A 13995-nucleotide genomic window follows, 5' to 3' on the forward strand; every position below is an offset into this window, starting at 1 on the left:
CGGCGGGTCCGCCGGACGGGCGGACTGCGCGGCCGGGTTGCGGCAGGCCGTCGTTGTACATACCTTGGCAGCACTACTTGTAGGTAGCAACATCCAGGCGTGCCACCAGTGACCAGGGTCACGCCCCCCGGAGGCGCCATTCGGAAACGAGGTGGGCAGTGGCAACGACCGAGCGATCCTCGCGCGGCGTCGTACTGGTGACAGGAGCGTCGACAGGACTGGGCCGGGCGGCCGCGATCCGGTTGGCCGAGCAAGGTTTCCAGGTGATTGCCGGTGTCCGCAAGGATGCCGACGGTGCGGAATTGGCGGCCGCGTCGCCGCAGGCGCCGGTGACGCCCGTACGCCTGGATGTCACCTCCGAGGCCGAGATCGAGCGTGCGGTAGGCGTTGTCGCGCAGCGGTGCGGCGACGCCGGTCTGCGCGGTCTGGTCAACAATGCCGGTATCTGCGTCTGCGCGCCACTGGAGACGGTGACCTCGGCGCAGCTGCGGGAACAATTGGAGGTCAACGTGATCGGCGCGCTCGCGGTCACCCGTGCCTTCCTGCCGCTGTTGCGTACCGGGCCGAGCGGCGCGGGCCCGGTCGGGCGGATCGTCAATGTGAGTTCCGGTGTCGGCAGGCTGGCCTCGCCGTTCCTCGGCGCCTACGCCGCGGCGCAATTCGCGAAGGAAGGCATGTCGGATGCGTTGCGCCGGGAACTGGCCGCGCAGTCGATCAGCGTGTCGGTGATCGAGCCCGGCGCGATCATGACGCCCATCTGGGGAAAGATCTCCGAGGCCGCCGATCGGGTGCTGCCAGGTGTCGATCCGGCCGTCGCGGAGTTCTACCGGGAGCCGTTCGCCGCGTTCGTCCGGATGAACGACGGCCTGGCGCGGGACAGCCGGACCACGCCCGAGCAGTTCGCCCGCACCGTCGAGCGCGCACTCACCGACCGCAAGCCCAAGACCCGTTATCGCGTCGGCGTGGACGCCGTGGGCGGGTCGCTCGCCGCGCGACTGCTGCCGGATCGGGCGCTGGACGCCATGCTCCGCGCCATGCACCGGATGTCGCGACCGACGCCTGCCGCTACCGGGGAAGCGAGTTCGTGATGAACACGATCGAATTGTCCGCCGGACGGATCGACTACCTCGACTCGGGCGCGGGCCCCGCGGTGGTGTTCCTGCATGGTGCGATGAAGGACGCGGCGGTCTGGGATCAGGTCGTCGCGAAGCTGCCCAAGGGTTTTCGCTACCTGCGCCCGACCATGCCGCTCGGCAGTCACCGCACGCCGATGCGTCCGGACGCCGACCTGTCGGTGCCCGGTCTGGGCGCGCTGGTCGACGAGTTCTGCGCCGCCCTCGGCCTGGACACCGTGATCCTCGTCCAGAACCATTGGGGCGCGGCGCAGGTCATGCTCGCCGAGGGGCACGGCAAGCGACTGGCGCGGATCGTCGCCGTCGCCTGCGAGGCCTTCGACAACTACCCGCCCGGCGCGCCCGGTCGCGCGCTGGCCGCGGCCGCACGGATTCCCGGCGCGTTCGGTCTCGCGGGCTGGGCGCTGCGCAGGCGATCTGTCCGGCGGCTCATGGCGGGCAACGATGTGACCAGCCTGCACCCTGTCCCGGACGCGCTCGGGGAACGCTGGCAGACTCCGTTCGCGACCTCGGCCGAGGTGCGCCGCGACGTCCGCAAGATTCTCTCCGGCGACTACTCCCGTGCCGCGCTCGACCGCTGGTCGGCGGCGACCGCCGATTTCCCCGGCCCGGTGCTGGTGGTGTGGGCGGGCGAGGACAAGCTCATGCCCGCCGAGCACGGCGCCCGCCTCGCCGAGTCCTTTCCGAACGGGACGCTCGTCGAGATCGCCGACAGCGCCACCTGTGTCCCGCTGGACCAGCCCGACATCCTGGCCGCCGCGATCGGCCGCTTCCTCACCCGGTGACGCCCGGCCTGCGCAGAACCAGCCGGGCCTCGGGATCGGCCGGTGCGATGCTCGGGGCGGATACGGCCCGCCGAGAGCGACCGGTGTCGCCGAGGGACGCGCGGGCGGGGACGGCGGGCTCGCGAGCAGGTGTGTGGGTCAGGCCGGTAGCGGCCGGGTGCGGTCGGCGACCAGGAACGCCGCGACACCGGCCAGTGCGGCGCCCATGACATAGCGCTGGGCGCGCAACCACAGCGGACGGCGGGTGAGGAACCTCACCAGCCCACCCGCGACGAGCACGATCAGCGCGTTGACCGCCAGCGCCACGGTGATCTGCACCGCGCCAAGGCACAGACTCTGCAACCAGACGGGGCTGTGCCCGGGCTGCACGAACTGGGGGATCAGCGCCATGTACATGACCGCGATCTTCGGGTTCAGCAGATTGGTGACCAGCCCCATCGTGAACAGCTTGCGCGCCGGATCGGCGGGCAGTTCGGCAGGGGCGAACACCGAGACGCCGCCGGGTCGCAGCGCGTTCCAGGCCAGCCACAACAGATAGGCCGCACCCGCCACCTTCACCGCCGTGTACAGGCCGGGCACCACCGCGAAGACCGCCGTGATGCCCGCGGTCGCCGCCGCCAGATACACCGCGAAGCCCGCCGCGACCCCGCCGAGCGACACCAGGCCGGCCCGCTTGCCCTGCGCGACCGTGCGGGAGACCAGATACATCATGTTCGGCCCCGGGGTGAGGACCATCGCCAGCGCCGCCGCCGCGACACCGAGAACCGCCGCCGTCTCGATCATGATCACCATCCTCGCCCGCCCCGCTCGGTCGCGTCTCGGTCCAGTCGGGAGCCCCTGGCCCTGTGCCGCCGTGCCGCGGACCCCGCCCCGCAACGAACCCGCCCGGAACAAAACCGCCGCCCCGAACGCTGTACCGGCGAGAATGCGCCGTGGGGGTTGTCGGCGGGGTCGGGGACAATGGACGCAACCCCACGAGGGAAGCGCCCTGCCAGGGACGGGCAGCACCGGGCTGTGCGGGCAGACCCGCGCCGATGCGCCGAGACGAGGAGAGACTGTGACCGACGGTCCGCTGATCGTGCAGAGTGACAAGACGCTGCTGTTGGAGGTCGACCACGAGCTGGCCGACGCGGCGCGGCAGGCCATCGCGCCGTTCGCCGAGCTGGAACGCGCTCCCGAACACGTGCACACCTACCGGGTGACGCCGCTGGCGCTGTGGAACGCGCGCGCGGCCGGGCACGACGCCGAGCAGGTCGTCGACGCGCTGGTCAGCTTCTCCCGCTACGCGGTGCCCCAGCCGCTGCTGGTCGACATCGTCGACACCATGGCCCGCTACGGGCGCCTGCAGCTGGTCAAGCATCCCGCGCACGGACTCACCCTGGTCAGCCTGGACCGGGCGGTGCTCGAAGAGGTGCTCCGGCACAAGAAGATCGCCCCGATGCTCGGCGCGCGCATCGACGACGACACCGTGGCCGTGCATCCCTCCGAGCGCGGCCGGATCAAGCAGATGCTGCTCAAGATCGGCTGGCCCGCCGACGACCTGGCCGGGTACGTCGACGGCGAGGCGCATCCGATCGAGCTCGACTACGAGGGCGGGCACTGGCACCTGCGCGACTATCAGGAAATGGCCGCCGACTCGTTCTGGGCGGGCGGTTCCGGTGTGGTGGTGCTGCCCTGCGGCGCGGGCAAGACGATGGTCGGCGCGGCGGCGATGGCCAAGGCCAAGGCCACCACGCTGATCCTGGTGACCAACACCGTCGCGGGCAGGCAGTGGCGGCGCGAACTGCTGGCCCGTACGTCGCTGACCGAGGACGAGATCGGCGAGTACTCCGGCGAGCGCAAGGAGATCCGGCCCGTCACCATCGCCACGTATCAGGTGATCACCCGCCGCACCAAGGGCGAGTACAAGCACCTGGAACTGTTCGACAGCCGCGACTGGGGCCTGGTCATCTACGACGAGGTGCACCTGCTGCCCGCGCCGGTCTTCCGGATGACCGCCGACCTGCAGTCCCGGCGCAGGCTCGGCCTCACCGCGACGCTGGTGCGCGAGGACGGCCGCGAGGGCGACGTGTTCTCCCTCATCGGTCCCAAGCGCTACGACGCGCCGTGGAAGGACATCGAGGCGCAGGGCTGGATCGCCCCGGCCGAATGCGTCGAGGTGCGTGTCACCCTCACCGACGCCGAGCGGATGGCCTACGCCACGGCCGAGCCGGAGGAGCGCTACAAGCTGTGCTCGACCGCGCGCACCAAGGTCGCGGTGGTCGAATCCATCCTCGACAGGCATCCCGATTCACAGAAACTGGTGATCGGCGCCTACCTCGACCAGCTCGAGGAACTGGGGGCGGCGCTGGACGCACCGGTGATCCAGGGCTCGACCAGGACCAAGGAACGTGAGGCGCTCTTCGACGCCTTCCGGCGCGGGGAGATCCCGGTGCTCGTGGTGAGCAAGGTGGCCAATTTCTCCATCGACCTGCCCGAGGCCTCGGTGGCGGTGCAGGTGTCGGGCACCTTCGGGTCGAGGCAGGAGGAGGCCCAGCGCCTCGGTCGCCTGCTGCGACCCAAGCAGGACGGCGGGCAGGCGCACTTCTATTCGGTCGTCGCCCGCGACACCCTCGACGCCGAATACGCCGCGCACCGTCAGCGCTTTCTCGCCGAGCAGGGCTACGCCTACCGCATCACCGACGCCGACGATCTCCTCGGTCCGGCGATCGGGTGAGAGCGCCGGTCGGATCGGGGACGCGGCCGGATAAGTGGAGGCAAAACCTCCGCAACGTGTGCTAGGAAGAATACGTGCGAAGCTTCGAATTCGCGGTGGACCGGGGGCATGCACACGCGGTGAACGAAGTGCTCGCCGCCATGCGTCGCCGTCGCCTGCTCGCGATCGCCGCGGCGATCGCCGCGGCGATGGTGACCGCCCTGCTCATCCGGCTGGACCATCCGTGGTCCTATCTGCTTGCGGTGGCCTTCGCGCTGGGCACTCTCATCGCCCTGTGGGTGGCGCTGCGCGCGCCGCGCCGGTCGAGCATCGATCGTCTCTACGCCGCGGGGGAACTGGTGCCCGCGGTGGTCTCGCACATCCGTCCCCGCGCACTGGTGCTGTTGGCCCTGGTCGATGTCGCCGGGCCGGATGCGCCCGGCCCGCGCTACGCGTTGGTGACCAGGCGGGTCCGCGAGCTGCCCGGTCACCAGAAGCGTCCCGGTGAACGGGTGCCCGCGGTGGCGGTCCGCATCGAAGCGGCGCCGCGGCCGGTGGGGGAGCGCTGGCAATCGGTGAGCCCGATGCCGATCGCCTGGGGCACCACCGACGCCGCGGTGATCGAGCGTGCCCGCGCGGCCATCACCGAAGCGGAGTGGCGGCTGCTCGCGGACAATCTCGGGCTCGCCGACAAGGTCAAGCGGACCGCGGCCAAACGCTTGCTGCTCGACCACCGGCAGCTGCCCGATCTGGGCGGCTGAAGCCGCCGCCGGTCCTCGCACCCGCACACCCGGTGGTACGGCGATCGGGCGCTCCGACGACCGGGTCGGCACACCCGGCGGTCGGCGAGGGTGAACCGACGCCGAGGGAGTCCGGCGGGCGGCGCGGCGCGTCGAGTGATCGGGTGGGTGCGACGCGTTAGCGTGCACGGTGGATCCGGCTCGTCGGCCGGGCGGCGGCTCGTCGGAAAAGGGGTGGCAGCGGGTGCGATCGGCGATTCTGGGCGCGGCGGTGGTGACCGCGCTGCTCGCGGGTACGAGTCCGGCTGCGGCGCAACCCGATCCGTTCGCCGGAGCGCCGGGACTCGGCGACCCCTATTACCCGCTGGACGGCAACGGTGGCTACGACGTCCGGCACTACGACCTCGTCCTGGCCTACGACCCGCCGAGCAGGCGGCTGGACGGGACCGCCCGCATCGACGCGGTGACCACGCAGCCGTTGCGCGCGTTCAACCTCGACTACAGCGGACCGCCGGTCACCGGCGTGACGGTGAACCAGCTTCCGGCCACCTTCGATCGCCACGGTGAACACGAACTCACCGTCACCCCGGTGCTGCCTCTGCTGCCCGGCCTGCCGTTCACCGTGACCGTCCACTACGGCGGCGAGGCGGTGGAGACCGCGGGCGAGGGCTGGACGTTCACCCCGAACGGCGGCGCGTTCGCGGCGGGTGAGCCGCATTCGGCGACCACCTGGTACCCGCTCAACGACACCCCTCTGGACAAGGCGACCTTCGCGCTGCGCGCGACCGTCCCCGCCGACTGGGAGGTCGTCTCCATCGGCCGGCGCACCGGCAACGTGGTCGACGGGCCGTCGCGCACCGTCACCTGGGAAGCGCGGCACCCGGTGATCGGCTACCTCACCACCGTGGCCATCGACCGGTTCACCTTCCTCGAACAGCGACGCGCCGACGGCACCCCGCTGCTGAGCGCCTTCGCCCCGGCGGCCGGGAACAAGATCGAGCTGGAACGCCGGCTGCCGGAGATCCTCGACTTCACCGAACAGCTCTACGGTCCCTACCCCTTCGACACCGCGGGCGGTATCCACCTCGACACCGCCCTCCCGTTCTCGCTGGAGACCCAGACCCGCCCGCTCTACGCGCCCTGGACCGACCTGAACACCGTCGTGCACGAGATCGCCCATCAGTGGTGGGGCGATTACGTCACCCTCCGGAACTGGTCCGACATCTGCCTGCACGAATGCTTCGCCGGCTACACCGCCGACTACCTGTGGCCGGAGCGCGTCGAGGGATTCGACGTGGACGCGCAATACCGGAGGACCATCGCGCAGCGGCGCAACTCGCCGAAATTCTGGGAGATTCCGCTGCAGAATCCCGGCGAGGGCCGCGAATTCAGCTCGGTCTATTACCGCGGACCGCTGTTCCTGCACGCGTTGCGCAGGCTGATCGGCGACGAGGTCTTCTTCTCCGCCCTGCCGGAATTCCTGGCCCGCCACGCCTACGGCAATGCCGCCATGGCGGATTTCCGCGCTTTCATGCAATCGACGACAGCGACGGATCTGACCGGGTTCTTCGCCGCCTGGCTCGACGGGACGACCCCGCCGCCCCCGGAGTATCTGTATCCGGCGGATCTGCGGCCCTAGCGGCTCGCGTCGGAGAGGTCCCCGATGCGCTCGCGTGCGCGCTGCACGCGGCGTTCGGCCCGTTCGACCTGCCGTCGCGCGGCGTCGAGGTCGTCCTGTGCCGAGCGTTGCGCGGTGCGGGCGAACCGGCGCTGCTGCTCGGCATGGGCCAACTCCGCGCGCAGCCGCTCGATCTCCGCCGCACAGCGCAGCAGCGCCCGATCGGCGCGTTCGGCTTCGGCGTGGGCCGATGCCAGCGCCGCGCGCTCGGATTCCAGCGTCTCGACGAGATCGTCGAGTTCCCCACGGGCGCGGGCGAGTTCGCCTCGGACTCGGGTCTGCTGTCGGTTCCGGTCGGTGCTGTCGGCCTTCTTCGAGGTCCTCGCGCGCGGCTTGTTCTTCGTTTCCTTCCCGGCCCGTGCCGAGTCGTCCTCGACGTCCGTGCTGCGAGTTCGGCCGCCCCGTGTGCGGCTCGGGCGCTCGTTCGCCCCGCCGTCCACCGCGACCAGGTCCGGCCCCGCGGGTCCGAAGCCGGAGTAGGTCGCCGCGGTGGCCAGCGTCCCCGCGCGCACCCGCTCGGCGATGTCCGGATCGGCCAGCGCGGCGTTCAGGGTCTGGACCACCTCGCGGATCGCGTTCTCGGGCAGCCGTTTTCCCTGTTCGGCGGTCAGCTCGCTCGCTCGCCGGGCGAGTGCGGAGACCGCATGCCGACGTTGTGTGGTGAGCGCGCGCAATTGCTCGCCGGACAGTTCCCGCTGGGCTCGCCGCAGCGCCTCGCCGAGCGAGAGCAGGGCCGATACCTCGTCGGGCGATCGTCTGGCGAGCAGGTTCACCGCCCAGGCGGTGAGCGTGGGTTTGCGCAGGGCCCCGATGGCGGCGGCGAGCCTCTTGTCGCCGGCGCGGGTGGCGGCGGCGACCCGCTCGTTGCGGGCCGCGACGAAATCGGCCGGTACCCGGCCGTACAAGTCGACGGCGACCTCTTCCAGCGGCATACTTGCCAAGCGTAACGACCCGGCCCCGGTGAGCGACACTGTTCATGAATTGGACAGACGTCCACCTCGTGGGCGATTTCTGAAAGGCTTATGTCAGTGGAACTTTCCGGTTACCTCCTCCTCGGCCAGCTTCTTCCGCGCGTTATCGGCCTGTCCCTGCTGGGAATGCAGGGGCTCAGCCTCTGAGGTCTGCCCGCGCGCGCGAGGGCGGTGCCTGGACGACTCCGGCGCGCGCGCGGGTATCCTCACGTCGTTTACGAAAAGCGGCGTTCACGAAAATCACCGTGAACGACATTCGGTGAGAGAGGTTTTCACGTGAAGTTCCGGGGACCGAGGCTGCTGGCGCGCATCGTGCTCGCCCTCCTGGCGGCGGCCGCACTCGCGGTCGTGATGAGTGGCTGTTCGGCCATCGACGACGCGACGAAGTCCGATGTGGCCAAGACGAAGGTCGGCGACTGCATCAACATCACCGACAATTCGACGACCGCCACCGAAGGCGAGCCCGCCGACTGCTCCACCCCGCAGGCGGTCTACAAGGTGCATCAGAGCTTCGACGAACAAACCGAATGCGCCTCCAACGAGTACACCAGCTACACCGAACAGCTGCCGACCGGCGGCACCACGTTCCTGTGCCTGGCCCCGAACTTCGCGCAGGACGCCTGCTACAACGACGTCGGCACCTCGCCCTACAAGTGGGTGGACTGCGCCTCCCCGGACGCGACCTTCAAGGTCGTGCAGCGCATCGACGGCGAGACCGACGAACTGCTCTGCGACAGCGGCGAAGAGTTCATCGTCGTCTCCGATCCCAAGACGCTGTTCTGCCTCAGCACGCCCTGATCTTCACAGCACGGCCCCACGGGATGTCCGGCCCGCTCACTCCAGCAGCGCCACCGAGGCGATGCGATGCAAGGTGAAGTGCCTGACCACACCGGTCACCGGGTCGAGCGCGTCCAACTGGCCGTTGCCGACTTTCAACGGCTCCACGACCCGCTGCAACGCCATCCCCTGGGCATCGACGTAACCGATGTTCACCGGCCGCCGCGCCCGCGCCGCCAACTGCAGCAGCGCGAGTGTGGCGGCCGTGCTGGTTCTGGTGCCGTCCGAGCGCACCGCTTGCCCCGACCGCGCCCCCGCGGCCCGTTCGCCCGCCCGTAATTCGGCGACCAGCAGCGCGAGCTGTTCGGTGTTCGGCGGCATCGGCCGATAGGCCTGCCTGGCGTGGGGACGGGTGGGGATGCGCGCGCCGCGCGGGCGCAGGTCGACGATGCCGCCGGAGGAATCCTCGCCCGCCGGGGCGAAACCCGCGCCGCGCAATTGTTCGAGCACTTCACCCAGCGGCGCCTGTGAGATCGCCACCGTCGGGGCCACCGCCCGCAGCGCGAGCAGCCCGGCCACCGGGGCGGCCAGGACCTGCGCCAGCAGCGCGGGATCGTCGCTGCGCACGAAGGACTGCGCCATGCCCGCCCTGAGCTGTCCGTGCCTGCGCGCCACATCGTCGATCAAGTAGGTCAGGGCCTGCGGCACCGGGGTGCGGGAGCGGGTGGCGAACAGGCTGTGCAGCTCGGCGGCGGTCAGGCCGGCGTCGAGTGCGCGGCGCACCGAGCTCTCACCGATCCGGTACACCGTGGCCGCGCCCGCGGACTCGATGTCGGCCACCAGCGACATGCGCTGGGCCAGCTCTCCGACCAGCGGTCCGGGCGCGATCACCGTCAGATCGGCCTGTACCAGCACGTGATCCACCGGTTCGGGCAACGCGGTGTCCATCTCGGCCTCGGCGTCGGCGGCGGAGGTGACCGCCTCGTGCAACAGCGCCCTGGCCGCCGGGGCCACCGCGCCGCGTCCGAGCAGTCCGAGGGCAGCGGCCTCGTCGAGGGTGTTCGCCACGGCCTCGCGCCGGAACTGCCTGCGCCGCCGCGGTTGCCGCCAGGCCAGTACCCGGCCCAGATCGGCGGGATCCAGCGCGGTGCCGGAGGGTTGCTCGGCGAGCGCGCCGAGGATGGCGCGGCGGTCGCGCGGGGCGTGCGGGACGCGCAGTTCGGCCGACAGTGCCGCCAGCGGCTTGTCGTTGCTGTCGCGCATCCCGATCATCCACGGCATTCGGTCCAGATCCAGCCAGACCATGGCCAGCACCGTCCAGCGACGCGCGGGCGGACCGTCCAGCCAGGCGTCCGAGGCGGGGGTGGGCGCCCAGTAGTCGGCGGAGTCGGAGTCCGCATCCGGCGGCGGCTCGGGCAGGCCCTTCTCGATGAGCTTCGCGGCGGCGAGCACCTCCACCAGCAGCGCGGCCCGGTTCTCCTCGATGCCGGTCTGTTTGGCGATGCGGCGCAGCTCCCGCACCCCGAGCCCGCCCGCCCGCAGCGCTGGGGCGGGCGACCGGCTCAGCGCCGCGAGGATGTCCGCGCAATGGCGCAGCAGCTCACCGACTTCGCCCGCGGCCACGGCGGCGACCTCGGCAGGCGCGTGCTTGGCGGGCGTGGTGCGCGGCGGGGTCAGCACATTCGGGGCGGTGACCGGTTCCCGGCGCAGCATCTGTGCGACGGTGACCGGCAACTCCACGGTCTCGTCGTCGATCCGGTCGAGCAGGCGCAGCGCGATCAGCCGGGGCACCGGGCGGTCCGTCGGTGCGTCCGGGGCGGCGTCTCTGGTTCGCCCGCGCGGGCCGGTGGTGGCGAGTTTGTCCAGCAGCGCCCGCTCGGGTGCGCCCAGTTCGGCCAGGGCGGCCTCGATCTCGGGTTCGGTGAGCGCGTCGGAGAGTTCCACAGCGGCGCCCAGCGGCCACGGCAACGCCTCGGCGGCCGCGGGCACGAGACGCAAGGCGTCGCCGTCGAACCAGACCAGCGCCCGCCCGGTCAGCCGCTCCAGCGCGGCGTCCATCGCGGTCTTGGTCGCGCGGCCCTTCCATTGCGCGTGCAGTGCTCGGCGGGTCAGCGGCTCGGGGTCACCGGACTGCGCGCGGCAGGCCAGCAGATCGATGATCGCGAATTCCAGGGTGTCCAGATCCTCGGTGGCTCGAAGCACCGAAGCCCGCTGCTCGGCCCGCGCGGCCAGCACCGTCATCGACGAGGGCAGGGGGACCGCCAGATCGGGCCGGGCTTGCAGCAGCGCGACCAACTGGGCATCGCTGCGGGATGCCAGCCACCCCGCCAGGGAATCGGTCGTGCTCATCCTGACCACCCTACGACGCCGCCTGCGCCGCACCGGAGGCACGCCGGATTCGGTTCGTGCCAGAATGACCTTGTGGTGAACAAATCGAAGAAGCCCTATGTGGACAATGGTTGGCCCGAGGTGGCGGACGGAGACCATGCGGTCACCGAACTGACCACCAGCCGGGCAGGCAATCTCTCGCCCTACGGGGAGGACACGGAATTCCCGTTGCCCGCGGAGGCATTGCCGTACCGGCACCCGTACACGGTGATCAACCGCTGATCCGGGACGTGCCGCAGAACGGGACAAGGCCCCCGCCTCGATGAGGTGGGGGCCTTGTTCGTCGCGTATCGGGGAACGTGCGCCTCGAGGAACTCAGGAGGGCAGCAGACCCTTGTTCGCCTCGAAGAAGTTGACCACGTGCGGGTCCAGCTGCACATTGCTGGACTTGGCGGCGTTGAAGAAGTCGAGCGCGGGCTGCGGAATCTGCACGCCCTGCTGCTGCACGGTCGCGATCGCGCGATCGACGGCCTGGAACAGGTCCTGGTTCGGATCGGCCTGGGCCTGCGGAGCCGCCTGAGCGGGGTTCCAGCCGAAGGACTCGGGGGCGGTCGGGGCCTCGCGCATGGTCGGCGCGCTGCTCAGGCCGAGCTTGGCCGAGCAGGAGGGCCAGGCACCCCAGCCCTGGGAGGCGAGCACCTTCTCGGCGACCACGATCTGCTCTTCACGGGTGGCCTGGTTCGCGCTGGCGGCGAACTCTCCGCCGCCGTGCGCCTTCCAGGTGCTCGGCGAGAACTGCAGGCCGCCTTGGTAACCGTTGCCGGTGTTGATGCCCCAGTTGCCGCCGGCCTCGCACTGAGCGAGGCGATCCCAGTCGGAGTCGGGAGCCGCGCTGGCGTTTCCGGCGAGGGCAGCACTCGCGGTGCCGAAGATCGCGCCGGTGACGGCGACCTTGGCAACAGTGCGCCCGGTGGAGGTCGGCTTGCGATGGCGTCCACTCATATCGGGTGTCTTCCTCTCGTACGCACCTGCGAGGATTCGCTCGGGTTCGGACTGAGAGGTCGTCCGTCCCGCCCTCACCCCTGAGGCGGTCGGGTGTCCGGTACCCGCGGGGCGAGGTTCGGTGCGGCGGGCCGGTGGCGCCGGGACTGCCCGGCTGGGATAGACCGTACGACGGTTCCCGGGAAAAATCACTATTTGGTAACCGGCGTGTGGAAGGCGGTCTCGGCCCTGTCTCGAGTGCGTGTGCAGACGTACGCGCAGCTAGAGGGTGGTCGGGCGGGCGGGCGCGTCGCCGAGACCACGCCGTGATCTCACCGTTATGTGATGAGGATCACACCTAGGTGGGTAACGCTGGGCGCGCGGGGTAATCGATCTCGCGCCGTCAGCGCGCGCGCCTGCCCGACCACAGCGCGTATATCACCGCGAGCAGGAAACCGGCCGGCGCGAGCATCGCGGCGAGGTACAGCCACAGCGCCGGCTCGCCGTCGGAGACCAGGGAGCTGACGAAGATGGCGATGATCGCGAGCAAGCCGGCGGTGAACAGCGTGAGCGCCAGCTTCAGCAACCACTCGGCCGATCGGGCCGAGCCTGATCGGGACGAGCCGGGGCGGGGAGAGTTGGTCACCGCTGCACCGTAAAACTGATGTGCTCGGCGTATGGTCACCGGGGTAGAATCTGGGCAATCGCGTCCTGCACCACTGTGGGGCGCGTTCTTGTGCACGGACCATCGGGGTCCGGGTGTCGAAACGATGAACGGGTGAGCGCAGTGCCGACCGGCCGGGTGAAGTGGTACGACGTCGAGAAGGGCTTCGGCTTCCTGTCCCAGGACGAGGGGGAGGACGTCTACGTCCGCTCCTCGGCGCTGCCCGAAGGCGTCGAAGGACTCAAGCCGGGGCAGCGCGTCGAATTCGGCATGGCGGCAGGTCGCCGAGGGCCGCAAGCGCTGAGCCTCAAGTTGATCGACGCCCCGCCTTCGCTGCGCCAGAGCCAGGGCGCCGAGCGCGGCGGCCGCAAGGAACCCGCGGGCCCGCGCCGTGCGCCCGACGAGCTGCACGGCCTGGTCGAGGACATGATCACCCTGCTCGAGACCAAGGTGCAGCCCGACCTGCGCAAGGGGCGCTACCCCGACCGCAAGACCGCCAAGACCATCTCCGATGTCGTCCGTGCGGTCGCGCGCGAACTCGATCACTGACGTCTGCGCTGTGCCGGAGGCCCTCCCGAGTGGCGGGGCCTCCGGCACAGTCGTCACTGCCGAGCTGCCGTAGGCGTCACTGCTGCTCGTCACCGCCGAGCGTGCCGGTCCGGATGGACCAGGAGGCATGCGGCACGGTCGTCTCCCGGCCGGTCTCGTCGATCGCGGGGACGGGAAGCTGGATCTCCACGCCGATCAGGCGCAGCCCCGGCGCGGGCTGGGAGTCGATGGTCAGCGCGAGAGTGCCCGGTGCGTAGTCGGAGTGGTAGATCTCCTGGGTGAGGATCTCGTTGTCGCCGGGCAACGCGTAGACCAGCAGCCCCTGCCAGGGCGCGTCGGCGATCTCCGACGGCAGCGACAGTTGCAGCGGGTAGCCCGGCGGCGTCTCCAGATCGACGACCCGGTTCTGCCTGCAGTCGGACATGTCCAGCCGGTCCTCGCCGATCAGGCGCAGATCGCAGTACTGGTACGGCGCCACCGTGACCGCGGTGCCGTAGGCGTAGGCGGTGATCTCCGGATCGTGCTGGGGTGCGTCGCGCACCGCGATGGTCACCACCCCGGCGACCACGGCGACCAGCGCCAGCAGTCCCACTCCGACCAGCGCGGCGATCAGACGCCCGCGCCCGCGGCTTGCTCCGCTCACCGCGCCGCCCGCTCTCCACGCCGGTCGGTCACCGCTGGATCATTCGCTGCC

The 13995-nt window shown here is 70.6% G+C and carries 14 protein-coding genes; 8 read left to right on the top strand and 6 right to left on the bottom strand.

Annotated features, from left to right (window positions below):
• Nucleotides 1–158: 158 nt before the first annotated feature.
• Nucleotides 159–1088 carry an SDR family oxidoreductase gene (locus tag NS3_RS20005; protein WP_067862030.1) on the top strand — a complete coding sequence of 310 codons (930 nt, stop codon included), beginning with the start codon at nt 159–161 and terminating at the stop codon, nt 1086–1088.
• On the top strand, nt 1088–1918 hold the full coding sequence (locus NS3_RS20010; RefSeq protein WP_067862032.1) for an alpha/beta fold hydrolase: 831 nt from the start codon (nt 1088–1090) through the stop codon (nt 1916–1918). Before NS3_RS20005 ends, NS3_RS20010 begins: the two co-directional genes overlap by 1 nt.
• A 138-nt stretch (nt 1919–2056) precedes the next feature.
• On the opposite strand, the gene NS3_RS20015 is transcribed toward NS3_RS20010, so the two are convergent.
• Entirely contained in the window at nt 2057–2701 is a 645-nt protein-coding gene (locus NS3_RS20015; RefSeq protein WP_067862088.1) for a LysE family translocator, read from the bottom strand.
• Between the two features lie 274 nt (nt 2702–2975).
• On the opposite strand from NS3_RS20015, the gene NS3_RS20020 reads away from it, so the two are divergent.
• The 3 genes from NS3_RS20020 (at nt 2976) to NS3_RS20030 (ending at nt 6992) form a co-directional block, all read left to right on the top strand.
• The gene (locus NS3_RS20020; protein WP_067862034.1) at nt 2976–4634 is read left to right on the top strand and encodes a DNA repair helicase XPB; all 1659 of its coding nucleotides are present in this window, start codon (nt 2976–2978) and stop codon (nt 4632–4634) included.
• Nucleotides 4635–4708: 74 nt separating this feature from the next.
• Nucleotides 4709–5374: a DUF3239 domain-containing protein gene (locus tag NS3_RS20025; RefSeq protein ID WP_067862036.1), complete on the top strand. Its 666-nt coding sequence runs from the start codon at nt 4709–4711 to the stop codon at nt 5372–5374.
• Between the two features lie 223 nt (nt 5375–5597).
• The gene (locus NS3_RS20030) at nt 5598–6992 is read left to right on the top strand and encodes a M1 family metallopeptidase (protein WP_067862038.1); all 1395 of its coding nucleotides are present in this window, start codon (nt 5598–5600) and stop codon (nt 6990–6992) included.
• Here the strand turns inward: NS3_RS20030 and NS3_RS20035 are convergent.
• Nucleotides 6989–7963: a coiled-coil domain-containing protein gene (locus NS3_RS20035; protein ID WP_067862040.1), complete on the bottom strand. Its 975-nt coding sequence runs from the start codon at nt 7961–7963 to the stop codon at nt 6989–6991. The two genes, NS3_RS20030 and NS3_RS20035, sit on opposite strands and share 4 nt — an antisense overlap.
• A 315-nt stretch (nt 7964–8278) precedes the next feature.
• Between NS3_RS20035 and NS3_RS20040 the strand changes: the two genes are divergently transcribed.
• On the top strand, nt 8279–8800 hold the full coding sequence (locus tag NS3_RS20040; RefSeq protein WP_067862042.1) for an LppU/SCO3897 family protein: 522 nt from the start codon (nt 8279–8281) through the stop codon (nt 8798–8800).
• A gap of 36 nt (nt 8801–8836) precedes the next feature.
• On the opposite strand, the gene NS3_RS20045 is transcribed toward NS3_RS20040, so the two are convergent.
• Nucleotides 8837–11128, bottom strand: a complete 2292-nt coding sequence (locus NS3_RS20045; RefSeq protein ID WP_067862044.1) for a helicase-associated domain-containing protein — start codon at nt 11126–11128, stop codon at nt 8837–8839.
• 72 nt (nt 11129–11200) lie between these two features.
• On the opposite strand from NS3_RS20045, the gene NS3_RS20050 reads away from it, so the two are divergent.
• A complete protein-coding gene (locus tag NS3_RS20050; protein ID WP_067862046.1) occupies nt 11201–11389 on the top strand; it encodes a hypothetical protein in 189 nt (62 codons plus the stop codon).
• 93 nt (nt 11390–11482) lie between these two features.
• Here the strand turns inward: NS3_RS20050 and NS3_RS20055 are convergent, their stop codons facing one another.
• The gene (locus NS3_RS20055; RefSeq protein ID WP_067862048.1) at nt 11483–12109 is read right to left on the bottom strand and encodes a transglycosylase family protein; all 627 of its coding nucleotides are present in this window, start codon (nt 12107–12109) and stop codon (nt 11483–11485) included.
• A gap of 382 nt (nt 12110–12491) precedes the next feature.
• A complete protein-coding gene (locus tag NS3_RS20060; protein ID WP_067862050.1) occupies nt 12492–12734 on the bottom strand; it encodes a hypothetical protein in 243 nt (80 codons plus the stop codon).
• Nucleotides 12735–12875: 141 nt separating this feature from the next.
• On the opposite strand from NS3_RS20060, the gene NS3_RS20065 reads away from it, so the two are divergent.
• Nucleotides 12876–13301, top strand: coding sequence for a cold-shock protein (locus NS3_RS20065; protein WP_067862052.1), 426 nt, complete (start codon nt 12876–12878; stop codon nt 13299–13301).
• A 76-nt stretch (nt 13302–13377) separates the two neighbouring features.
• Here the strand turns inward: NS3_RS20065 and NS3_RS20070 are convergent, their stop codons facing one another.
• The gene (locus tag NS3_RS20070; protein WP_067862054.1) at nt 13378–13944 is read right to left on the bottom strand and encodes a DUF2771 domain-containing protein; all 567 of its coding nucleotides are present in this window, start codon (nt 13942–13944) and stop codon (nt 13378–13380) included.
• Between the last annotated feature and the right edge of the window lie 51 nt (nt 13945–13995).

Origin of the sequence: Nocardia shimofusensis NBRC 100134, assembly GCF_001613125.1 — a bacterium.
GTDB lineage: Bacteria > Actinomycetota > Actinomycetes > Mycobacteriales > Mycobacteriaceae > Nocardia > Nocardia shimofusensis.